Below are 21620 nucleotides of genomic sequence, written 5' to 3'. Positions count from 1 at the left end.
ATGTTAATTTGTTGATTACTAGTTATTCAGTTTTTATCAACAATAACAATGTATATGTTAATAACTTTTTATATTGAGTTGATAGTTATACTTGAAATAGCAATAAATATATAACATGTGACAGAATGATACGATGTTAATGATATGTTGATAAGCTATTTTTATGAACATTGCTAACATATGTTTATATCTTTTATTAGCAACTAGTAACTATCTGATATAGTTGTTTATAATGGATACAATTTGTGGAAAATTAAAGACGTATTTTGTCCTATTGATATTATAGGTTATTTATTGAACAATTAATTGATAAGTTATCAACATAGTTTTTAACATCTGTAGTAAGACAGAATTTCATGTAGTTGCGTTTTGGTGTTGTAATGCTATATCTCTTAATAATTCTAACTGTGACAAGTTTGCCATTCATATTATCACAAATAAAAATATGGTTTTATATAGTATACAAAACTGTTTTATATAAAATTCTTATATTTATGTAGTTATATGTGATATGGTTAACACCCTCGCCTTTAGGCGAACACTTTAGTATTAGTTATCTAGGAAATGTGCTAAGGGAGGACGAATGGAATATAGGAGATGATCCCACAGCCTATATGACCTAAAGTATCATATAGTATTTTGTACCAAGTATAGGTATAGAGTTTTAACTGGGCAAGTTGCGATTAGAACTAGGGAAGTAATCCGAGAAATATGTGCTGCTAATTACATAAATATAATTAGTGGCAGTATGAGTCCTGATCACGTACATATATTAGCATTGGTTCCGCCTAGTATATCAATATCTAAAGCTGTGCAATATATTAAAGGTATAAGTAGTCGTAAGTTGCTACAGGAATTTGCACTGCTCCGTAAGCGGTATTGGGGACAACATCTTTGGGCCAGAGGGTATTTTGTTGTGACAGTTGGCAATGTGAATTCAGAAGAAGTGCAAAAATATATAGAACAGCATGAGGAACATCACAAAAAAGATGATTTTAGAATATCAGAGTTTTAGCGTTTACGCTTTTAATCTGCTTTGCAAGCGTTACACAAACTACCGCGCTTTAGCCGGTAGTAATTGATAAATTATTTCAATTTCACATTAACATCTCCTTATTGTAGCAACTGATGTTATTAATTAACATTTTATAGAGTAAGAATTTAATATTATATATTGGTTAAATTTTAATATCTATAATAAAATTGTAATATATAAATAACACTATACTTTTTACTATTATAAAATCTTACTAATATTTATGTAATTAGCAGCACATATTTCTCGGATTACTTCCCTAGTTCTAATCGCAACTTGCCCAGTTAAAACTCTATACCTATACTTAGTACAAAATACTATATGATACTTTAGGTCATATAGGCTGTGGGATCATCTCCTATATTCCATTCGTCCTCCCTTAGCACATTTCCTAGATAACTAATACTAAAGTGTTCGCCTAAAGGCGAGGGTCTTAACCATATCACATATAACTACATAAATTGAGTTTTAATTTGCAATCTAAGTTAGTGATTGTTATTTTAGAAAAATCAATGTGAAGTCGTCGGCAACAACTTAATTAAGAATAAATTGCGATGAATAAAAATTTAAGGCTTTCAATACTGATAGTAGAAGATGAAAAATCGTTTGCTACAGTAATAGCGTATAATCTACAGAAGGAGGGATATAACGTAAATATCATAAACGATGGAGAGGAAGCCTTGCAGTGGGTATACTCTTCAAAACCTGATCTAATTTTGTTAGACTGGGTGCTACCTTCTAAGCATGGAATAGAAGTTTGTAGGGCTCTTAGGGCAAATCCAGATACTGCAAATATTCCAATTATCATGATATCTGCAAGGGATCAAGATCTAGATAAAGTGGCAGGACTTGATAGAGGTGCTGATGATTATCTAACAAAACCTTTTTCTCCTATAGAACTAATAGCGAGGATTAAAGCTGTACTAAGAAGGATAAGACCAGCGATTGCAGAAAAAACTTTGCAGTTCAACGGTATAGTTATGGATTTGAATACATATGCTGTGACTTGCAATAGTATTGAAGTAAAACTTGCACCAATAGAATTTCAAATATTGCAAATTCTTATGGAAAATCCAGGAAATGTATTCTCTAGAAATGAACTAATAGAAAAAATCTGGGGTATAGAAGTAGTAGTAGATCCAAGAACTGTTGATGTACATATGACAAGATTACGTAAAGCTTTATTTAAAGCTTGCGGGAAAGAATGTATTAAGACTGTAAGACTTGTTGGTTACAAATTGCAACCTCCAGATAAAAAATGACAACTATAAAGTATCTTTTAAATTAAGGAAATATGTGATTTTGCTTTGCTGCTGAGATTGACCTATGCATTTATGTTCAGTTTTGCTTTGCTAAGATTATATTTAGTTGTTATAATCTTCTTAAAATGTAGTGCGGTTTATTAGATTTATAGGTGCTGTGTGCTATATGAGTTTTTCATGTGCTACTTTGTTGTAATTATGTTATGTGAATCGGAGAGATAAGCACAGCCGTTTGCTTTTTCCTAATTTGAACCTAAGTGTAGTCATCTTGTATTTTTATACTGCAAATTTTTTATTTAATTGGAGTTGTTAGATTTTATAAAATGAAGATAGATTCAAATAGTATCAGAGTAGGAAATATAATCGAATATAATGGAAAGCTTTGGGTTGTAGCAAAGACTATGCATACTCAGCCTGGTAAGGGTGGTGCTTATGTACAAGTTGAGATGAAAGATATAGATGGAAAAATTAAAAACAACGTACGCTTTAGAAGTAGCGAGTTTGTTGAGAAAGTACATCTTGAAACGTATGACTTTCAGTATCTCTATATAGATGGTGATTCAATATGGATTATGAGTATTGAAAGCTATGAGCAAATAAATATTCCAATTTCGATGGTTGGTGAACAACTTCCGTTTCTTATAGATGGGTTAATTTTGGCTGTTGATTTTTATCAAGGAAAACCTGTAGTAGTTAGGTTGCCAGATACAATAATTGCAGAGATTAGAGAATGTGAGCCTGTTGTTAAAGGACAGACTGCTACATCTTCCTATAAACCAGCAGTGCTAGATAACGGGGTAAGAGTTATGGTGCCGCAGTTTTTGAATCAAGGTGATAAAGTGGTGATAAAAACTGAGAGTAGAGAATATGTTGAAAGAGCATAAATTGGAGGAATAAAATATTATGGCGTTTTCTAGAGACTATCTTATAAGATTACTAGTAAAAAACTTTCCTGATGCAGAAATTGAACTTGAGGATGTGGTTGGAGATCAAAATCATTTCGAACTTCGTATAAGATCTGCTCAATTTAATGGAATGCCGAGAGTAGCTCAGCATAAAGCAGTTTATAAAGCTCTGCAAGAACCATTTTCTGAAGGCTTGCATGCTCTAGTATTAAAAACTGAGCCTAAGCTTTAAAAGCTTAAAGCGCGATAATAAAAATATATATAGCTTGTGTTATAAGTTAACTGGTTTATAGATAGTCCGTTCGCCAAAAATTGATTTTGCGCAAGCAAATCAATTTTTATGGAGAAGTGAAATGCGCAAAAATTAGCCCAGGATTAGGCCATGTGCTAATTTTTGGATATATTAATTGGTTCTGTGCCGCGCAAACACTACTTTCACAAAATCCGTAAGGTTTTTGCGTTTATTATAACATTTTTTTACGGATTTAAAGCGCTATTTTGACGCTCGTGGCACCATTTCATACTTGTTTCGAGACTTTTGGGCGTGCGGTGCTTACTATATAAGCACTGTGCTGGCAGCGCAATAGTAAAGACGATTGAAAGTGTTTTCCATTCTTTCTAGCTCTTTTTGAAATATAGCTTCATATCAAAATCAGAAATGTCAACTCTTCATTTGCAAGCGTAAAGCTCATAAGCATTTTGCAAAGTTTAGCGCGCCTGTTTTATACTGTTTTAGCTATATTTCTATGCATTATAACTTTTAGCACTTGTTCTCTTGGCATTACACCAAATAGCATAAAAAATACGAGAGTTTTCACATAAAGATAGATAAGAGCTGTTCTTGATATTGTTTGAATATTTGTGTAATAGTAAGAGCGCACCAAAGCTTGATGGATCTGTATACCATTGACTCTTTTTTAGAAACGATTTTAGTGCGCCGTGTCATTCGGCATAAATGATGTCGCGTGTTGCTATTATCTCTCTCGATACATACTGTGCCAGACTTTCCAATTGTATGACGCTCTTTGGGTAAAATTTTAGAAAAAGCCTCCCAATCATCCGTATAAAAATGACATTCTTTCAGATTACTCACTTTGTTGTAGAGCTTTTGGAATGTTGCAGTATCACGATTGCCTGTAACCCAGGCAACTGTTCTCCTTGTACTACGATCAACTGCCTTAATGATCCAAAGCTTGTTTTTTTTGAACCAATAAAATGCCACATCTCGTCGAATTCCATCTCCATAATATCCGAAGAGACAACTGGCTCCTGAGTCTTGCCCATCGCCTCTACTACCCAGCGATAAATTATGGACGGCGAATGCCATAATATCTTGCATAACATAGAAAAAGAGCCATTACCAAGACTATATAGCATAACGCATAATGCTTTCTTAACAGCTGTTTGAGGCTTCTTGCCCAGATCGCCCTCAACAAAATTTAGAACATGATCTGCACTTATAACGCTGTACACCCCCTCACAATGCCATTCTTTACAAAGATATCAGAGCAACATCCCTTACAACAAACCATAAAACCACTCTTTAGTTTTTAAAAAAGTGATCATATCATACTTCTATCTAATTGTGAAAACTCTCTTATATTTATGTAATTAGCAGCACATATTTCTCGGATTACTTCCCTAGTTCTAATAGCAACTTGCCCAGTTAAAACTCTATACCTATACTTAGTACAAAATACTATATGATACTTTAGGTCATATAGGCTGTGGGATCCTCTCCTACATTCCATTCGTCCTCCCTTAGCACATTTCCTAGATAATCTGTATTAGTCGACATTTTATCTTACATTTAGTAAATTAAATTAGTTATTAAATGGAGATAAGCAATGAACTTAAATCAAAAAATCATCAAACCGAAACTAGGTTTACTTGAATTGGCAAAAAGCCTTGGTAGTATATAATCTGCATGTAAGGCAATGTGTTATAGTAGAGATAGCTATTACAGATTTAAAGAACTATATGAAACGGGAGGAGAAGAAGCGCTATACGAGATAAGTCGCAAGAAGCCAATAATCGCTAATAGAGTAGATCCTGCAGTAGAAAAAGCAGTAGTTGATATGGCGGATAGAGTACAGCATATGGACAACTTAGAGTATCAAATGAGCTGAAGAAGAGTAGTATACTTGTTTCTCCTGGAGGAGTAAGATCGATTTGGTTACGTAATGATTTGAATAATATCAATAAAAGATTGAAAGCCTTAGAAGCTAAGATGGCCCAAGATGGTATTATATTGACCGAAGCACAGCTGCAAGTACTAGAGAAACGCCGTAATGAAAAAGAAGCACATGGAGAAATTGAGACACAACATCCAGGTTATTTAGGTTGCCAAGACACATATTATATAGGCAATTTCAAAGGGATAGGAAAGGTTTATGCTCAGGTATTTATTGATAGCTACAGTAGATTTGCTGATGCTAAACTGTATACTGACAAAACTGCGATTACTGCTGCTGATATGCTAAATGATCGAGTGTTACCATGGTATGAGAGTCAAGGGATACCGATGCTTCGTATTCTTACAGATCGTGGAGGAGAATATAAGGGAAATATAGAACATCATGCTTTTGAGTTATTTCTCAGTAAGAGCATACAACAACTAAAGCATATTCACCTCAAACTAATGGTATGTGTGAACGTTTTAATAAAACTATAAAACAAGAATTCTTTGATACAGCTATGCGTAAAAAGATTTATACATCATTGGATGACTTGCAATTAGATCTTGATATTTGGTTAGAATATTTCAACAATGAAAGACCTCATTCTGGTAAATATTGTTATGGAAAAACACCTATGCAAACTTTTTTGGATAGTAAAAAGTTAGCTGTGGAAAAGAATAATGAAATCTTGTATCTCAGTTACATATCTGACAGTCGAAACTTAACTGACAAGCAGATATAAAATTTATAACTGTCTGTAAGATCAAATCTTGACTTCTACATATGATAAATCTGCCACATATTTTCCTGAGTCTCAATTAAATCTTAATTTAATTGAAGCATGATAACAAACATTGACCTAATGCTATACTTATAGCATTAGGTCACATCAGTCATTTATGATATAGCACAGGAAGTTTTTGCGTAATGTTGTACTTCTGCGTGATGTTCTGGATTAGGATCTAGTTCTAGTGCATGTTCTAGTGTTGCACCAGAAGTTTGCCCAGAGCTAGAACTTTGTTCTTGGTTAGTAGGATTTAGTGCCACATGGTTTGCAATAACCGCATCATCCGTCAATTGAGCATTTGGAATATTATTCACTGCTACTTGCGATACTGTTTGATTAGTAGGCTGCTGTATAATAGTACGTAAAGCATTACATATTTCTTCTGAAATCTTGTTAGCTTTCTGATATTTTGAGTCGCTAGTTTCTTTATCCATGTCTTGGTTACCTCCTTCATTTATAGCGCTGCCAGTGGAAGCCCTCCCAACGGCACTAGTTTCATCATTTAGATCGATTTCTTCTAGCACTGCTCCCACTGCCGTGTTAATTCGGCCATGCTCAAGATCAGTCTGAACAACTTGAGTGCCGGACTCTATTGTAACACTATTCTCTTGATTTGTGTTATCTTGATTTCGCAAAGTATAAAATTTTTTTAAACAGTTCCAAAATGCATCCTTAAAACGTTGTAATAAATCAACAACTGGTTGTTTTAACAAAATCATAACTACCTCCTTGCTTTTATCCAATACATCAGCCTTCTGCAGACAGTAAAATCAAACGAGTAGTAGCGTTTTAATGATAAAACACATAAATTAGTCCTTATAACACAAGCTGCAACATTGTGTATATACTCGTTATGCTTCAAAATTGGGGCCTTTAGAATGCTCCTTATGTCTTTTGTTTCAAACAAACACTTGGCGCACCATTCTTCATAGCTCTTTTTGATTTCTAACTTCGTATGCACGCAAGTTAAATAGCAACTCTTCATTTATCAGAGGGATAGAAGCAAGTCATCGTTCACAAGTTAATCTCAAGTATAGAGCACAAAATTTATCAAGTGCAGGAAAACCAAGGTATGCGTTTATGAAAACCTTACATAGCAAGGCTGCAAATGCATGTGAACAATATGCACATACTGCAGGAACCACTTTGCATAGATCAATTGTTCCTGTTTTCTACTGAGCTTAAAATTGCACGATCTTAGCATACTAACAACTTCTAAAGAAGTGTGTTATCAAAAGTCAGATTCAAAATATTTTAACTTAAATAACAACTACAGTCGAAAATCTCTTTCATTTTACTGTTTAGCATTCGTCTTAGATATCGGATTTTTACTGAAATGACTATAAAAGCTCATGACTGCGATGCACCAACGGCTTTATGTTGATATTGCAGCGCATAAAAAGCGCTTTGGCCAACACTAACTGTCTTGGCGCATCGAATAGTATTTGTCATGCTGCTCCACAAGCACCTGTATAATAATTTTAACACACAGAAAACCTAGCAATTGCTTGGCAATTCCACGCATCGAATATAACAGCGCAGCAAGAGATGCCACAGTCTGTATATAATTTATCTTATATTGATTTATTTATTTTGTTAAGTTTTTTGAGAGTTTTCACAATTAGATAGAAGTATGATATGATCACTTTTTTAAAAACTAAAGAGTGGTTTTATGGTTTGTTGTAAGGGATGTTGCTCTGATATCTTTGTAAAGAATGGCATTGTGAGGGGGTGTACAGCGTTATAAGTGCAGATCATGTTCTAAATTTTGTTGAGGGCGATCTGGGCAAGAAGCCTCAAACAGCTGTTAAGAAAGCATTATGCGTTATGCTATATAGTCTTGGTAATGGCTCTTTTTCTATGTTAGGCAAGATATTATGGCATTCGCCGTCCATAATTTATCGCTGGGTAGTAGAGGTGATGGGCAAGACTCAGGAGCCAGTTGTCTCTTCGGATATTATGGAGATGGAATTCGACGAGATGTGGCATTTTATTGGTTCAAAAAAAACAAGCTTTGGATCATTAAGGCAGTTGATCGTAGTACAAGGAGAACAGTTGCCTGGGTTACAGGCAATCGTGATACTGCAACATTCCAAAAGCTCTACAAAAAGTGAGTCATCTGAAAGAATGTCATTTTTATACGGATGATTGGGATGCTTTTTCTAAAATTTTACCCAAAGAGCGTCATACGATTGGAAAGTCTGGCACAGTATGTATCGAGAGAGATAATAGCAACACGCGACATCATTTATGCCGAATGACACGGCGCACTAAAATCGTTTCTAAAAAAGAGTCAATGGTATACGGATCCATTAAGCTTTGGTGCGCTCTTACTATTACACAAATATTCAAACAATATCAAGAACAGCTCTTATCTATCTTTATGTGAAAACTCTCAGTTTTTTTAAATAGCAGCAATCATTATTATATTTTTTTGTACCTCACAAGAAATTGATACATAGGATAAATTTTATACAGCTTATTTACACCAAATCCTACAAATAACAACATATAGTCGCTACGTATTCTTTAGAAAATTTAAGATGTGATTTGATTGAGGCATACTAGAAGTACAACGGCCAGGAGCGCACTTAAATTTTCTAAAAAGACGAACTAAAGCGTCCTGTTATTTAGAGAGAGTTGGTATTATATAAAAGTATATGGATCTATATCTATTTTAATCTTAATACAATTTTGTTGCGGAAGTGAGCCGATAAACTTTTGCACCATATTTTGTATGTTTATCGGTTTTGGAGTTCCTACTCTATTTTTAGAGTGATGCGTTGGAACTCTTGCTATTACTCTATATCTATACATTGATCTTAGCTTAAATATTGGAGCGGGAGTGGGACCTAGCATATATTCAGTATCTATTCTAACGCTACGTATAAACTCAAGAAGTTTTGATTCATTAGCGCATGAAAAAGTTATAAGAGCAAGCCTCGCAAAAGGAGGCATCATAGCTAATTCCCTATCATTTAGTTCAGACCTTAAAAATCCTTCTCTATCATACAAAGCTATATTCTGTAGTACTACACTATTTGGCATATATGCTTGCAGGCAAACTACACCTTTCGTACTTTCTCTCCCAGCTCTTCCTGACACTTGATGTATCAATTGATATGTCTTTTCAAGACTTCGTGGATCGCAGCTGAAGCTTCCTGCGTCTGCGTCAATAACACCAACTAAATGCAAGTCCTTAAAATGCAATCCTTTTGCAATAATCTGTGTGCCTATTATGATGTCAATATCTCTATTATGTATTGCGTTAATCATTGCAGATGCAGTCTTGTGATTCGTTGCAGTATCGCTGGTAAAAACAGCTATTCTCGCACCTGGAAATAAAGATTTTAATTCCTCCTCTACTCTTTCTATTCCAGGACCATAGACCAAGATTTGTTTATGTCCACCACAGCTTTGACAAGAATTTGTATTAAGTATGTTATATCCACAATAATGGCATTGTAATATGTTCTTTTGTTTATGTAGCACAAGATAAAAATTACAATTTTTGCATTCTGCTTTGCTACCACATATTTTACAGATGCTGAGAGGTGCATAGCCCCTTCTATTTAAAAATATTATGCTTTGCTTCTTTGCTTCTAAAGTATTTAATATTTGCCGCTTTAAAGCCGATGAAATCCAACTACCTTTTGGCAAAATTTCACTATTCATATCGATAATCTTTACCTCAGGCATTTCTACACGCGAAAATCTTTCTGGTAGATGAGCATGCTTATACTTTCCGTTTTTTGCGTTGAAATATGTCTCTATTGATGGAGTTGCTGAGGCTAATACTATAGGAATTGACTCAAGCTTTGCTCTGAATACAGCCATATCTCTTGCGTGGTATATCTGCCCTTCTTCTTGTTTGAATGATGAGTCGTGTTCTTCGTCAACTACGATCAATCCTAGATTTGAGAATGGCAAAAATAATGCGCTTCTTGCGCCAATGACGATGATACTCTCACCACGAAGTGCAGCTTGCCAAGTGAGTTTTTTATTCTTTGCAGTAACAGAGGAATGCCATTGTGAAACTTGCTGCGTTTTAAATCTGTATTTTAATTTTTCAAAAAGACTAGTGCTGAGTACTATTTCTGGCAACAACACTAAGATCTGCTTTTTCAGAACAACCATACGGTCTATTACAGCACAATAAACTTCAGTCTTTCCAGATCCTGTGACGCCATCCAGGAGTGTTACACAAAACTCCTTGGAATTAAACAGTATTTGATCCGCAGCAGTTTTTTGGGCACTAGAAAGAGCAATAGTTTTTTGATATTCATCCATGTCACTGTGATCAGGCGCAATTTCCTGCTCTTTTACATCTAAATCCAGAAATTTCTGGGACTTTGGCATAGATAACTTCAAAGCCATTCCAAGTGGCATCATATTATACTCAGCAACACGTTCTATGAACTTCATAAATGTTTGTGTTACCTTAAAAGCAAGGTATACCTTGATCACTTGTTTAATCAGCCTTTTATCGCTATTTTCTTCCGACTTGGTTGTTTTGATAGCCCATATTATGCCTAATATTTCCTTACTTTTAAACGGAACTAATACAAAACACCCAACTAGATCCGAGTCATTCAGAAGTATTTCCTCACTTATTGTATAATCAAATAGCTTATTAAATGGCAGAGGTACTAATACAGAAACTAATCGCATATGGTAAATTATTGTGTAAGATAATTAGTTCTAAATGATTTTGCGCAAGAATAAAGAGCGGTGGTATTTCACACTGCCGAATTTTTTAATCGCATTGATGTGCTCGAAAGTTCCATACCCCTTATTCTTAAGCCAAGAATAGTGAGGAAATTCTTTGCCAAGTAATAGCATTATCTCATCTCTTATTACTTTCGCAACTATAGATGCTGAGGCAATCGCTAATGATTTCATGTCTCCGCCTACAATGCATCTAGTTTTATCAGAAAGCTGAGGTTGATTAAATGGATTGGCATTGCCATCCACCAAAATCACTTTGTCAGAGTAATCAAGTTTTAAAACGGCTCTCAACATAGCAAGATGCGTTGCTTCTCGGATATTTAGCTTATTTATTTCTTCAACACTGCTAAGACAAGCTGCCCATTTCGATACTTTTATAATACGCTCAAATAAGCACTGCCTTTGCTTCTCAGAAAGTTTTTTCGAATCTTTTATTCCGTAAATATCTGGATTTTTTTCGAAAAAAACAGCTGCAGCGACAATAGGCCCTGCAAGTGCACCTCTTCCTACTTCGTCGATTCCTATGACGCCACTTTCAAATTGATTATCAATAGATTGTTTGTTTAATTCTACCACTTCTTTAGTTCGCTTTATGGATTTCATAGATTGGTTCATCAACGTAATATGTGTTTCTTTCCTTATATATACCGCAGGTAAATAATATGTACATATGAAGTTAGACTTCAAAAAGAGTTAGGAAGAAATAAGGTGGCATGTGTATGGATCAATACTTAACGAGCGATCTAACGACACAAATTTTAAAATATATGACGAGCATACCTTTTCATTTACTCGAGGTACATAAGGAAAGTTTATGATGTGTAAATATAAAATTCATTAGTAATACCAACTCCCCACAAATAATAGATGACCTGCTGTTTCTTCGATGTGACTTTTCAATAATGGCATTGCTAACCAAGAATAGATTTTGCTTTTAAATTCGCGTATATGTATACTGCCTTGATAGTAAGTTATATTGGAAGCATTGTATATGTTAAGTTGTAAGCATTGTGGCAGCATAGGAAGCACAAAGAATGGCTATATTAAAGGTCGTCAGAGGTATAAGTGCCTAGAGTGTAAAAAGAGCTATAAGTCTGGAGATATGAGAGTAAAGTACAGCCTTAATAAAAAGATGAAGGTTGTTAGTATGTATCTGGAGGGAGTTGGAATTAGATCAATCGAGAGATTAGAAAAGGTCTCGAGTTCACTTATAATAAAGTGGATTAGAAAATTCTCAAAGCTTCTAAAACAAAGGCTGAATGATGTTACGATACCTGAGGATGCCAAGCAAATCTCAATTATTGAGCTGGATGAGCTTTTTAGTTATTGCCAAAAAAAACTAACAAAGTCTACATTTGGCTTGCTGTTGATAGGGACAGAAATAAAGTTGTTGATTTTGAAGTGAGCATTGTCAGGGATTTTGCATCCTATCTTCCGATTGCCATGCGATTACAAAGTAGCTACGAGATAGAGATATCATGCAGTGACCATTACGACGTTTATGAAAAATTTAGGATTGCTAAAAAACACTATTCTACTAAGGCAGAAACGTCTTTAGTGGAATCATTCAACTCATTAATACGGCACTATTTAGCCAGGTTTCATCGTAAAACCAAACGTTACAGTAAGGCCATAGATATGATCTATAACTCTATCCTAATGCTTTTTAATAAAGACTTGCTGATATCTATCTTTAGTTAGCAATGCCCTATATTATCTATAGTTCAGCTGCAGAAGTATAAAAAGGTAAAATGCAAATTTTATGAGCAGCAAAAATATTATAAATTCTAAACTTGTTATAGCACAATAATTATATACATATTTCATCGCTATTTATTCTACTTAAAGCTTCATATTATGTAACTTTGCAACAAAACTTAAAGGTATAGATTTGTCAAGTATTCTCAGAAGATAAACCCATTCTTTCTAATACACTATTTGCTGTGATCGAGTTAGTATTATTATGAATGCTTTTATCTTCACCAGATTGTAACCATATTTTTAGCTTATAAGTTTTTTCTGTCTCGACTAAGTATTTTATTATAGATTTGATGTCAGCAACCGTTTTACTATCTAATTTATTTATTGGTTTATGAAGCTTACCATCTGAGAGCATACCGTTTTGCACAAGTATTTTTTCTAATCTATGGTTTTGACTCCATTATGAAATGCTTACTGCTCCAAATGGTGCAAATGCAGCAATAATAAGTTGTACTACAATACTTATAAAAATAAGCTTTATAACCTTATTTTCTGCAGAAAAAAAGTGAAAGAAAGTGCATAAAATAAACCATATAAGAAGCAAAAAGATAAAATATCTACTCTCTGTGACTCCAAATTCATAAATGCGTGTACATATCGCACTACCAAGCAATATAGTGATAACAGGAAGAACTCTAAAGAAATTGTCGCAAAAAAGCTTAAAAATGCCGGATATTTTGCGAAAAGAGTAACAGGCTACGTATGTCACAATTCCTGATACACCAAAAATAGAGAATAAATATGCTAAATTCCCAGTTGGCAATTGCCACGATATCAAAATTTTTGCTGTGTATATATACAAAACCGTGCAGTAAACTAGTAATGCAGGAATAACCAGGTAACTTAGTGTTAAACGTATAAAATTTGGATAATCAGTGGAGGTGAATGTATAACTCGTAGGAATACCAGACATTGCGATAACTGGCGCAAGGAAGGTGGCTATTATAGGCAATATATAGCTAATTATTAAATTATCTGAGAGTTTTTACAATTAGATAGAAGTATGATATGATCACTTTTTTAAAAACTAAAGAGTGGTTTTATGGTTTGTTGTAAGGGATGTTGCTCTGATATCTTTGTAAAGAATGGCATTGTGAGGGGTGTACAGCGTTATAAGTGCAGATCATGTTCTAAATTTTGTTGAGGGCGATCTGGGCAAGAAGCCTCAAACAGCTGTTAAGAAAGCATTATGCGTTATGCTATATAGTCTTGGTAATGGCTCTTTTTCTATGTTAGGCAAGATATTAGGGCATTCGCCGTCCATAATTTATCGCTGGGTAGTAGAGGCGATGGGCAAGACTCAGGAGCCAGTTGTCTCTTCGGATATTATGGAGATGGAATTCGACGAGATGTGGCATTTTATTGGTTCAAAAAAAACAAGCTTTGGATCATTAAGGCAGTTGATCGTAGTACAAGGAGAACATTTGCCTGGGTTACAGGCAATCGTGATACTGCAACATTCCAAAAGCTCTACAACAAAGTGAGTCATCTGAAAGAATGTCATTTTTATACGGATGATTGGGATGCTTTTTCTAAAATTTTACCCAAAGAGCGTCATACGATTGGAAAGTCTGGCACAGTATGTATCGAGAGAGATAATAGCAACACGCGACATCATTTATGCCGAATGACACGGCGCACTAAAATCGTTTCTAAAAAAGAGTCAATGGTATACGGATCCATCAAGCTTTGGTGCGCTCTTACTATTACACAAATATTCAAACAATATCAAGAACAGCTCTTATCTATCTTTATGTGAAAACTCTCAATTATCTGGAAGTTTAACGTCAAATAACAGCTCAAAACTATATATAACAAAGCAAACAAAAATGAATAAAAGTATCGATATCATTGTTGTAAAACAAATCTGTATGAAGAGACGATATTGAAACCACCATATTTCTGCACTCTTTACTGCTTTTCCAATAAATGGCGCAATAAACATAAGAATAAATAATCCAGCACCTAAGAATGGAAAAGCATATAAGGCTGTATTAAACGCATAGAAATACCACGCAATAAAAGCCGATATAGGAAGGCTCATCAGATAATATTCTCCAACAGACCAGCGCCTGCTCTCCGCGTATAACTGTATAGATATCAGCCAAAAACACTCACTGAATAGGATCACAAAGTGTGTTTTATCACAGCTAAAAAATGATGCATGTAGAACTGATTAAGATGCAAAACAATAAGCTACAAATCACAGGGAGAGGAAACCTCTTTATAGTTTCTGCGATTTGTTTGATACTTTGATGCATAACCATTTTATTTGATACCCCAAGTTTTGCCAAATTTACAATCTGCAACAAGCGGCACATCTAGCTTTGTTGCATTTTCCATTATATCTTTGATTATTGCTGAGTATTCTGTAGCTTCATTTTCTGGTACTTCAAATAATAGCTCATCATGCACTTGGAGTACCATATACTTATTTATATGAGTCGGCAGCTCTACCATTGCTTTTTTTATTATGTCAGATGCTGTTCCTTGCAGTGGAGCATTGATAGCTGCTCTTTCAGAAAATTGCCTAATATTGTGATTTTTATCATTTATTCCATCTATATAACACCTCCTGCCGAATAGAGTTTCGATAAAACCGCTTCTTCTTGTGAAGTTGATGGTTTTCTCCATATACTGCTGAATTCCAGGATACTGCTTAAAATATTTTGTTATATATGTATCAGCTTCAGTTTTAGTTATATCTAAATTCCTTGCAAGGCCAAAGGCACTAATACCATAAATGATGCCAAAATTTACTGCTTTTGCTTTTCTTCTTAATCCTTGAGTCACATCTTTCAGCTGTACGCCAAAAATTTGGCTCGCAGTAATTGCATGCACGTCTTTACTGCTTAAAAATGCAGATTTCAAAGCAGCGACATCTGCAATATGAGCAAGGAGTCTCAGCTCTATTTGTGAATAATCAGCGCAGAGTAAAACACATCCTTCTTTAGCTATGAATACTTCTCTGATGCTTGCGCCATCTTTAGTTTTTATTGGAATATTTTGTAGATTTGGGTTTTTTGAAGATAATCTCCCAGTTGCAGTTGCTGTAAGCTCAAACGTTGTATGTAATCTTTTAGTAATAGGGTTTATTGAATGTTGCAGGCCATCTGTATATGTAGTAACTAGCTTAAAAATTTGCCGCCACTTTAAAATTATTGGCGCAATCTTATTTCCCGAATCCGACAGTTCTTCAAGCGCATTGCTATCAACTACATAATTTCCGGTTTTTCTAGATTTTTTTGCTTTGCTTCGTTTGTTGCTTGCAAAGCATGGCAAACTCAGACTGCTACTATTTTCTGAATCAAATAAGACTTCCCCTACTTGCTTTGGTGAAGCTATATTAAAGCTTCTCCCAGCAAGCTTATATATCTCCTCTTCAAGATCACTGAGTCTCGACTTAAAATCAAGTGAGAGACGTTTTAGAGATTCTTGATCTACTAGAATTCCTATCTTCTCCATGTGACAAACTAATTCCACAAGACACCTATCTATTGTTTCATATAGCCACAACTTTTTCTCATCAAAGAGTCTTTGCTTTAGTTTCTTGTATAATAAAAACAGCACGCCTACATCAATATTACAATGATAATCTAAATATTCACTACAAAGACTTTCTATGTCATATTTGTATTTTCCCATTTTTACAGTATATGCTATGACGCTTAGGTCCTCTATATCAGATGATTTGATTTCCAGATCCATACATCTGTGTATGAGATCTTTTGCATTTGCTGCCACTTTTTGGACACAATCATCTTCTATTACCGATTTCATTGTGAGTAATATCGAATTAATTGAGTCTGAATCCTTAGAGTTTGTTACTTGATAAACTTTATTACATGAAAAAAATGTGAAGCCTCCTATTGATATAAAAAAGGTGATGAGGCCGTATTTCACTATTTCTGGTAGCAGCAATACTATATCACTTTGCTCTATAGATTTGCTATCAAATAAGGTGCTGAGCTTTGAGCCGTCTTCTTCTTCTCTAAAAAGAGTTGGCTCTGGTTGTGCAATGCCAAATTTATGAAAAAATGATTTGAATCCATATTTTGATAAAAATTCTGTTAGCATAGCTATGTCAAATTTTTTTACCGCAAGCTGGTCAATACCGCTCAACAAATGAACATTACAATCCAATGTCACCAATCGTTTTGATAAAAATGCGCTCTCTCTTCCCTCTATCAGTAGGTTTTGAATTCTACTTGGAGTGACAGAATCGATATGATCATATATTTCTTCTAGTGATCCAAATGTATTTAACAAGGTAGCAGCAGTTTTATTGCCTATACCTTTAACACCTTTGATATTATCAGAAGCATCACCAATGAGAGAGAGCGCATCTACTATCTTCTCAGGGCCAACTCCGAACTTTTTTTCTACATCATCTTTGCTAATCACCCTGTTCTTTACCGGGTCATATAAGATAACACCGCTATCTGCCATTAAGCACATTAAGTCTTTATCAGCCGATATTACTGTGACTTTATAATTGTTACTCCTTGCATTTCGGGTGTAAGATGCAATTAAATCATCTGCTTCAAAGCCGTTTTGTTCTATAACGCTAATATTCAGCGCTTCTATTGCTTCTCTTATTATTGGAAATTGCACTTTTAAGTCTTCAGGCGCTTCTGGTCTATTAGCTTTATACTCCGGCGATATATCATGCCTGAAATTTTTCTTCCCACTATCTAGCACAACTCCTATATGATCATATTGATGCTCTTTTAATATTTTTACGATCATGTTTAGGAATCCGTATACTGCAGACACTGGCAAATTATCAGGCGATAAAAGTGGCGGTAGTGAGTGATATGCACGAAATACAAACCCATATCCATCGATTAAGCAGAGATTTTTCATTAGCTTTTGTATATACTGATAGTGATGTTTTTTACTTGTGTATAGACATTCAAATTGTGATTGAATAGTGCGCGCGGAAGAACTTTGCCAAAATTTGATGTCTATTTGTATTATTCCAGTAGTGGTATCATATCACTTATAAAAAATAAAATCCCACATGGATATAGTATTTCAATTCATAAATGATTTTATGTTGTATTCATATATGATGCTGCCGGTAAAGTCACCTGTGTTGACATTTTTGGCCTGATTTTCAAGTATTACTTCGTTAATTCCTACGCAAAATATATAAGTATATAATTTAGAGATTATTATTTGTGCAGCAAATCGATTGTAGCGGGCAGACTTTATATAATGGGCCTGTTGAAATCGAATCATTTGACATGATTTTAGGTTTTAGATATTTTGCTTGTTACTTATGCCATAAAATCTACAATACATATGATTCTTGGGAGCTAATTGCTCCAAACTATAGTAAGGGAAGTTAAAGATGTTATAAACTGATATATGGTTTTAAATATCTTAAAGCTAAAATTAGCTCTTTAATTCACCATTTCTAAGCTCTCTAGTACACTATAGGTTTTGCTTTTATATCTTCAACTTCCTTTGCTATATATAATTTGTCCTGTACCTAGCAAATATTACTTAAAAAGCCATAAGGTTTTTGGCAATTTTACCATTTTCTGCTGGACTTTCAGCGCCTCGTAATTGCTTGCAGGCCAACATAAATCCTCAGCTTCTTAGAGCCATGACTATATAGCTTTTATATGCTGCTACTAATAATCGAGAGTTTTCACAATTAGATAGAAGTATGATATGATCACTTTTTTAAAAACTAAAGAGTGGTTTTATGGTTTGTTGTAAGGGATGTTGCTCTGATATCTTTGTAAAGAATGGCATTGTGAGGGATGTACAGCGTTATAAGTGCAGATCATGTTCTAAATTTTGTTGAGGGCGATCTGGGCAAGAAGCCTCAAACAGCTGTTAAGAAAGCATTATGCGTTATGCTATATAGTCTTGGTAATGGCTCTTTTTCTATGTTATGCAAGATATTATGGCATTCGCCGTCCATAATTTATCGCTGGGTAGTAGAGGCGATGGGCAAGACTCAGGAGCCAGTTGTCTCTTCGGATATTATGGAGATGGAATTCGACGAGATGTGGCATTTTATTGGTTCAAAAAAAACAAGCTTTGGATCATTAAGGCAGTTGATCGTAGTACAAGGAGAACATTTGCCTGGGTTACAGGCAATCGTGATACTGCAACATTCCAAAAGCTCTACAACAAAGTGAGTCATCTGAAAGAATGTCATTTTTATACGGATGATTGGGATGCTTTTTCTAAAATTTTACCCAAAGAGCGTCATACGATTGGAAAGTCTGGCACAGTATGTATCGAGAGAGATAATAGCAACACGCGACATCATTTATGCCGAATGACACGGCGCACTAAAATCGTTTCTAAAAAAGAGTCAATGGTATACGGATCCATCAAGCTTTGGTGCGCTCTTACTATTACACAAATATTCAAACAATATCAAGAACAGCTCTTATCTATCTTTATGTGAAAACTCTCTAATAATCTATTTCTAACTTATTTGCAACAGATCCATAAGTTGATTAAGTTTGGATGAATTTTCATCAGATATACAGAGAAAGCTGCAACTTAAATTCTGAGATTAGTATTTGCGCTTCAGTATCAATGAACATTGGATTTCAAGGCTTTCTTTATCAAAGATTCAAGCGTGAAGTCCTTGTTATTTGTGTCTATGCCAGCAATTCTCTTCATTGCATCTGATTTACTGAAACCGAGTCCTACTAATGCTTCTATTGCATCATCTAGAGCTTGCTTTTGATGAATATCGCAATCAACTCTATTGAGTTGTGCATTCACGATATTGAGTTCTTTTATAGTTTTTATTTTATTTTTTAATTCATTGATTATTCTAGTTGCTATCTTCCCACCTACTCCGCTGATGGATTGAAATTTTAATTTATCTTCTGTAATTATTGCATTTTGTAAATCATTTGTCCTGAACACACCAAGTATTGCAATAGCAAGTTTTGCTCCCACACCTTGGACCGATATTAAATTTTTAAACCATTCTTTTTCATCCTCTGTATTAAAACCAAATAGGCTGATATCTTGTTCTTTAACCAGAGTTTCTATATATAGAGAGGCCATGTCGCCTGTTGAAAACTGGTTTAAAACATAGTGGTGTGTATAAACTAAATAACCAACTCCACCAACGTCCAAAATGATATATTCTTGTTTGATTGAGTCCACAATTCCTGTAAGTTTTCCTATCATAGTATGTAAAAGTTATTAACGCGAGTTGTCAATTATCAAGTCGCTTGTGTCATGATGCTAAGTGCTAAATTTAATTTAGCTAATAGTTTATGTGATATATTTGCTTTAGTGTTTTTTATATTATATCACAATTTCTAATAAGCTCGCATACTACCTTCTCCAATATATCCATTATTGTTATGGAAATAGCATACTATATATCACAAAACTATGCTCTAAAATTTGTTAAGCTAATTTTAGTACTTGGTATAACTCTAAAAAGCGGTGGAATTATCTCGGCTTGCAAGCAATGATGATGCGCTTCAATCCTGCGCTTCGAGAATTCAGGCATAAAGATTATAAATTCTAGCAATTCAATGAAACCTCAGATGAAATCTTTTTCTTCTGTTTCTATAGTGACTGGAAATCAATTGCAAAAAAAGGGGAAGAAATTCTCAAATGGTTATGCAAGAAGTTTAATAGACCTCTTTCGAAACTAGCTTCTGGCGAAAAAGGTGGTAGAAGATTTAGATACGGCAAGACAAGAGTATATTTGCTATACATGAGGAGCCGCGAACACAAAATCGACGTACAAATTCTTGTCATAAATAGAGTTTCGAAAGATGTCTAATGAATACAAACTATTCATTTATCATGGGGTATCTTGAAAATAAACTAATGTGCAATATTCTTTGTCTTTAAAAACCTTCTTTTTAAAAAACGTATTTAAATCCTAAAGCTATTACATAGCTGCTAAGTCTCGTACTTGTTAGGTAATTATCATTAATTCCTCTATGTACCTTCTTCGGTGATGTAATTGTTCCTTTATCACTGGTTGATGCAACTCCAAGATCAACATATCTAAATGACAAGTCAATATTCAAGTTATTGTTGACCTTTGTAAGTAGTCCTACTCCTACATCCCATGCAAATGACTCTCGTGTCTTGCCAAAAGCAGTAATGTTGATATCTACAGATTCTACTAGGTGGTTATAGCTTATAGAATTTCTTGCAATGCCAGCGCTAGCAGTTATATATGGCTTGAAATTGCTTGCAGCTCCACCATATTCATAGCATGCGCTTATTCCTGCGCTAATGCTCTTTGTTGGCATATTTATAAACGTATAACCTCCTGGAATGATCTCTCCTTCTCTACTGATATCTTGTGGCATAGCATGAAACTCGCGTTTGCTATAACTAAGGTAAACACCAAACGATAAGTTTTTTGTTGTTTGTCCTCCAAATTCAACCCTTGGCATAACTGTATTAGACGTTTTTGCGTTTTCTACATACATACTTCCTATTCCTGGCACTGCTTTAAAGTCGCTGTTAAATGCATATCCCATACTCATTTTAAAATATGGTCTGCTCATTGGTTCTGATCGCTTCATTACATATTTTTTTTGAGCGCTTACTGCATTTTTTCTTGCCGCAAGTCTAGCTTTTTCTATTCTAGCTTGTTCCATTCTGGCTTTTTCGAGACTCTCATCTTTATATTTGTCTTTTAATGCATCTAGTAGGTGATCATATTTTTGTAGCTTTGTAGGACATCGTGTTGGCGCAACTTTTGTATTGCGTTGTTTGTCTTGTGTAGGAAGTTGACATTGAATATTCATTAGACCTCTTGCATAACCTGTTCCAAACTGTGATTTGATTGTCACTAAAACATAAAAACACTCACGTGGATCATTGTTTGGTGACGTTTTGCAAAAATCTACTCTATAAGAATTTCGAGAGTTTTCACAATTAGATAGAAGTATGATATGATCACTTTTTTAAAAACTAAAGAGTGGTTTTATGGTTTGT

The 21620-nt window shown here is 34.6% G+C and carries 22 protein-coding genes and 2 pseudogenes; 12 read left to right on the top strand and 12 right to left on the bottom strand.

Features of this window, described 5'->3' with window-relative positions:
- Positions 1-1237: 1237 nt before the first annotated feature.
- A pseudogene (locus tag AACK98_RS08335) lies at positions 1238-1366 on the bottom strand (transposase); the annotation flags it as partial.
- Positions 1367-1590: 224 nt separating this feature from the next.
- Between AACK98_RS08335 and AACK98_RS08010 the strand changes: the two are divergent.
- From AACK98_RS08010 to AACK98_RS08000, 3 genes are all read left to right on the top strand, one after another.
- Positions 1591-2298, top strand: coding sequence for a response regulator (locus tag AACK98_RS08010; RefSeq protein WP_339041321.1), 708 nt, complete (start codon positions 1591-1593; stop codon positions 2296-2298).
- A 323-nt stretch (positions 2299-2621) separates the two neighbouring features.
- On the top strand, positions 2622-3182 hold the full coding sequence (efp, locus tag AACK98_RS08005) for an elongation factor P (protein WP_339041319.1): 561 nt from the start codon (positions 2622-2624) through the stop codon (positions 3180-3182).
- Positions 3183-3201: 19 nt separating this feature from the next.
- Positions 3202-3435: a BolA/IbaG family iron-sulfur metabolism protein gene (locus AACK98_RS08000; protein WP_339041317.1), complete on the top strand. Its 234-nt coding sequence runs from the start codon at positions 3202-3204 to the stop codon at positions 3433-3435.
- 582 nt (positions 3436-4017) lie between these two features.
- Here the strand turns inward: AACK98_RS08000 and AACK98_RS07995 are convergent.
- The 3 genes from AACK98_RS07995 to AACK98_RS08330 form a co-directional block, all read right to left on the bottom strand.
- The gene (locus AACK98_RS07995) at positions 4018-4386 is read right to left on the bottom strand and encodes an IS1 family transposase (RefSeq protein ID WP_339042697.1); all 369 of its coding nucleotides are present in this window, start codon (positions 4384-4386) and stop codon (positions 4018-4020) included.
- Entirely contained in the window at positions 4293-4676 is a 384-nt protein-coding gene (locus AACK98_RS07990) for a hypothetical protein (protein WP_339040670.1), read from the bottom strand. Before AACK98_RS07990 ends, AACK98_RS07995 begins: the two co-directional genes overlap by 94 nt.
- A gap of 89 nt (positions 4677-4765) precedes the next feature.
- Positions 4766-4954, bottom strand: a complete 189-nt coding sequence (locus tag AACK98_RS08330; RefSeq protein ID WP_410519986.1) for a transposase — start codon at positions 4952-4954, stop codon at positions 4766-4768.
- Positions 4955-5140: 186 nt separating this feature from the next.
- On the opposite strand from AACK98_RS08330, the pseudogene AACK98_RS07985 reads away from it, so the two are divergent.
- A pseudogene (locus tag AACK98_RS07985) lies at positions 5141-6125 on the top strand (IS481 family transposase).
- Positions 6126-6280: 155 nt separating this feature from the next.
- Here AACK98_RS07985 and AACK98_RS07980 read toward each other — a convergent pair.
- Positions 6281-6913 carry a hypothetical protein gene (locus AACK98_RS07980; RefSeq protein ID WP_339041315.1) on the bottom strand — a complete coding sequence of 211 codons (633 nt, stop codon included), beginning with the start codon at positions 6911-6913 and terminating at the stop codon, positions 6281-6283.
- Positions 6914-7901: 988 nt separating this feature from the next.
- Here AACK98_RS07980 and AACK98_RS07975 point away from each other — a divergent pair.
- Positions 7902-8318, top strand: a complete 417-nt coding sequence (locus AACK98_RS07975; RefSeq protein ID WP_339040435.1) for a hypothetical protein — start codon at positions 7902-7904, stop codon at positions 8316-8318.
- Positions 8281-8559, top strand: a complete 279-nt coding sequence (locus AACK98_RS07970; protein ID WP_339040346.1) for an IS1 family transposase — start codon at positions 8281-8283, stop codon at positions 8557-8559. Before AACK98_RS07975 ends, AACK98_RS07970 begins: the two co-directional genes overlap by 38 nt.
- A gap of 257 nt (positions 8560-8816) precedes the next feature.
- Here the strand turns inward: AACK98_RS07970 and priA are convergent, their stop codons facing one another.
- Together priA and AACK98_RS07960 are read right to left on the bottom strand one after the other, a co-directional pair.
- Complete coding sequence (gene priA, locus AACK98_RS07965) at positions 8817-10841, bottom strand: primosomal protein N' (RefSeq protein ID WP_339041313.1); 2025 nt, start codon at positions 10839-10841, stop codon at positions 8817-8819.
- A 30-nt stretch (positions 10842-10871) separates the two neighbouring features.
- Positions 10872-11501 (bottom strand): ribonuclease HII, encoded by a 630-nt coding sequence (locus AACK98_RS07960; protein ID WP_339041311.1) that lies wholly within the window; start codon positions 11499-11501, stop codon positions 10872-10874.
- A gap of 388 nt (positions 11502-11889) precedes the next feature.
- Here AACK98_RS07960 and AACK98_RS07955 point away from each other — a divergent pair, with 388 nt between their 5' ends.
- Both AACK98_RS07955 and AACK98_RS07950 read left to right on the top strand, forming a co-directional pair.
- Positions 11890-12303, top strand: a complete 414-nt coding sequence (locus AACK98_RS07955) for a hypothetical protein (protein ID WP_339040857.1) — start codon at positions 11890-11892, stop codon at positions 12301-12303.
- A complete protein-coding gene (locus AACK98_RS07950) occupies positions 12225-12599 on the top strand; it encodes an IS1 family transposase (RefSeq protein WP_339040222.1) in 375 nt (124 codons plus the stop codon). Before AACK98_RS07955 ends, AACK98_RS07950 begins: the two co-directional genes overlap by 79 nt.
- Before the next feature lie 193 nt (positions 12600-12792).
- Here AACK98_RS07950 and AACK98_RS07945 read toward each other — a convergent pair whose 3' ends face one another.
- Complete coding sequence (locus tag AACK98_RS07945) at positions 12793-13026, bottom strand: hypothetical protein (protein WP_339041309.1); 234 nt, start codon at positions 13024-13026, stop codon at positions 12793-12795.
- Positions 13027-13059: 33 nt separating this feature from the next.
- Positions 13060-13611, bottom strand: a complete 552-nt coding sequence (locus tag AACK98_RS07940; RefSeq protein WP_339041307.1) for a DUF4153 domain-containing protein — start codon at positions 13609-13611, stop codon at positions 13060-13062.
- A 148-nt stretch (positions 13612-13759) separates the two neighbouring features.
- Here AACK98_RS07940 and AACK98_RS07935 point away from each other — a divergent pair, with 148 nt between their 5' ends.
- Together AACK98_RS07935 and AACK98_RS07930 are read left to right on the top strand one after the other, a co-directional pair.
- A complete protein-coding gene (locus AACK98_RS07935) occupies positions 13760-14143 on the top strand; it encodes a hypothetical protein (protein WP_339041305.1) in 384 nt (127 codons plus the stop codon).
- The gene (locus AACK98_RS07930) at positions 14047-14418 is read left to right on the top strand and encodes an IS1 family transposase (protein WP_339042468.1); all 372 of its coding nucleotides are present in this window, start codon (positions 14047-14049) and stop codon (positions 14416-14418) included. The genes AACK98_RS07935 and AACK98_RS07930 overlap by 97 nt, the downstream gene beginning before the upstream one ends.
- A gap of 509 nt (positions 14419-14927) precedes the next feature.
- On the opposite strand, the gene polA is transcribed toward AACK98_RS07930, so the two are convergent.
- A complete protein-coding gene (polA, locus tag AACK98_RS07925; RefSeq protein WP_339041303.1) occupies positions 14928-17525 on the bottom strand; it encodes a DNA polymerase I in 2598 nt (865 codons plus the stop codon).
- Positions 17526-18433: 908 nt separating this feature from the next.
- Between polA and AACK98_RS07920 the strand changes: the two genes are divergently transcribed.
- Entirely contained in the window at positions 18434-18817 is a 384-nt protein-coding gene (locus AACK98_RS07920) for a hypothetical protein (RefSeq protein ID WP_339041182.1), read from the top strand.
- Positions 18721-19092: an IS1 family transposase gene (locus tag AACK98_RS07915; RefSeq protein ID WP_339042468.1), complete on the top strand. Its 372-nt coding sequence runs from the start codon at positions 18721-18723 to the stop codon at positions 19090-19092. Before AACK98_RS07920 ends, AACK98_RS07915 begins: the two co-directional genes overlap by 97 nt.
- 131 nt (positions 19093-19223) lie before the next feature.
- Here AACK98_RS07915 and ruvA read toward each other — a convergent pair whose 3' ends face one another.
- Positions 19224-19835 carry a Holliday junction branch migration protein RuvA gene (gene ruvA / locus AACK98_RS07910; protein ID WP_339041301.1) on the bottom strand — a complete coding sequence of 204 codons (612 nt, stop codon included), beginning with the start codon at positions 19833-19835 and terminating at the stop codon, positions 19224-19226.
- Positions 19836-20527: 692 nt separating this feature from the next.
- Complete coding sequence (locus AACK98_RS07905) at positions 20528-21475, bottom strand: outer membrane beta-barrel protein (RefSeq protein ID WP_339041300.1); 948 nt, start codon at positions 21473-21475, stop codon at positions 20528-20530.
- Positions 21476-21620: the final 145 nt, after the last annotated feature.

Source organism: Candidatus Lariskella endosymbiont of Hedychridium roseum, from assembly GCF_964020185.1.
Lineage (GTDB): Bacteria > Pseudomonadota > Alphaproteobacteria > Rickettsiales > Midichloriaceae > Lariskella.
Note: the sequence above shows the minus strand (reverse complement) of the source record. Positions and strands in the feature narration are given on the sequence as shown.

What these genes read in the sequence shown, in the direction of transcription:
- AACK98_RS08010 (WP_339041321.1), top strand. Translation starts at nt 1,591, where the DNA reads ATGAATAAAAATTTAAGGCTTTCAATACTGATAGTAGAAGATGAAAAA.
- efp (WP_339041319.1), top strand. Translation starts at nt 2,622, where the DNA reads ATGAAGATAGATTCAAATAGTATCAGAGTAGGAAATATAATCGAATAT.
- AACK98_RS08000 (WP_339041317.1), top strand. Translation starts at nt 3,202, where the DNA reads ATGGCGTTTTCTAGAGACTATCTTATAAGATTACTAGTAAAAAACTTT.
- AACK98_RS08330 (WP_410519986.1), bottom strand. Translation starts at nt 4,954, where the DNA reads ATGGAATGTAGGAGAGGATCCCACAGCCTATATGACCTAAAGTATCAT.
- priA (WP_339041313.1), bottom strand. Translation starts at nt 10,841, where the DNA reads ATGCGATTAGTTTCTGTATTAGTACCTCTGCCATTTAATAAGCTATTT.
- AACK98_RS07960 (WP_339041311.1), bottom strand. Translation starts at nt 11,501, where the DNA reads ATGAAATCCATAAAGCGAACTAAAGAAGTGGTAGAATTAAACAAACAA.
- AACK98_RS07955 (WP_339040857.1), top strand. Translation starts at nt 11,890, where the DNA reads ATGTTAAGTTGTAAGCATTGTGGCAGCATAGGAAGCACAAAGAATGGC.
- polA (WP_339041303.1), bottom strand. Translation starts at nt 17,525, where the DNA reads ATGAAAAATCTCTGCTTAATCGATGGATATGGGTTTGTATTTCGTGCA.
- AACK98_RS07920 (WP_339041182.1), top strand. Translation starts at nt 18,434, where the DNA reads ATGTACAGCGTTATAAGTGCAGATCATGTTCTAAATTTTGTTGAGGGC.
- ruvA (WP_339041301.1), bottom strand. Translation starts at nt 19,835, where the DNA reads ATGATAGGAAAACTTACAGGAATTGTGGACTCAATCAAACAAGAATAT.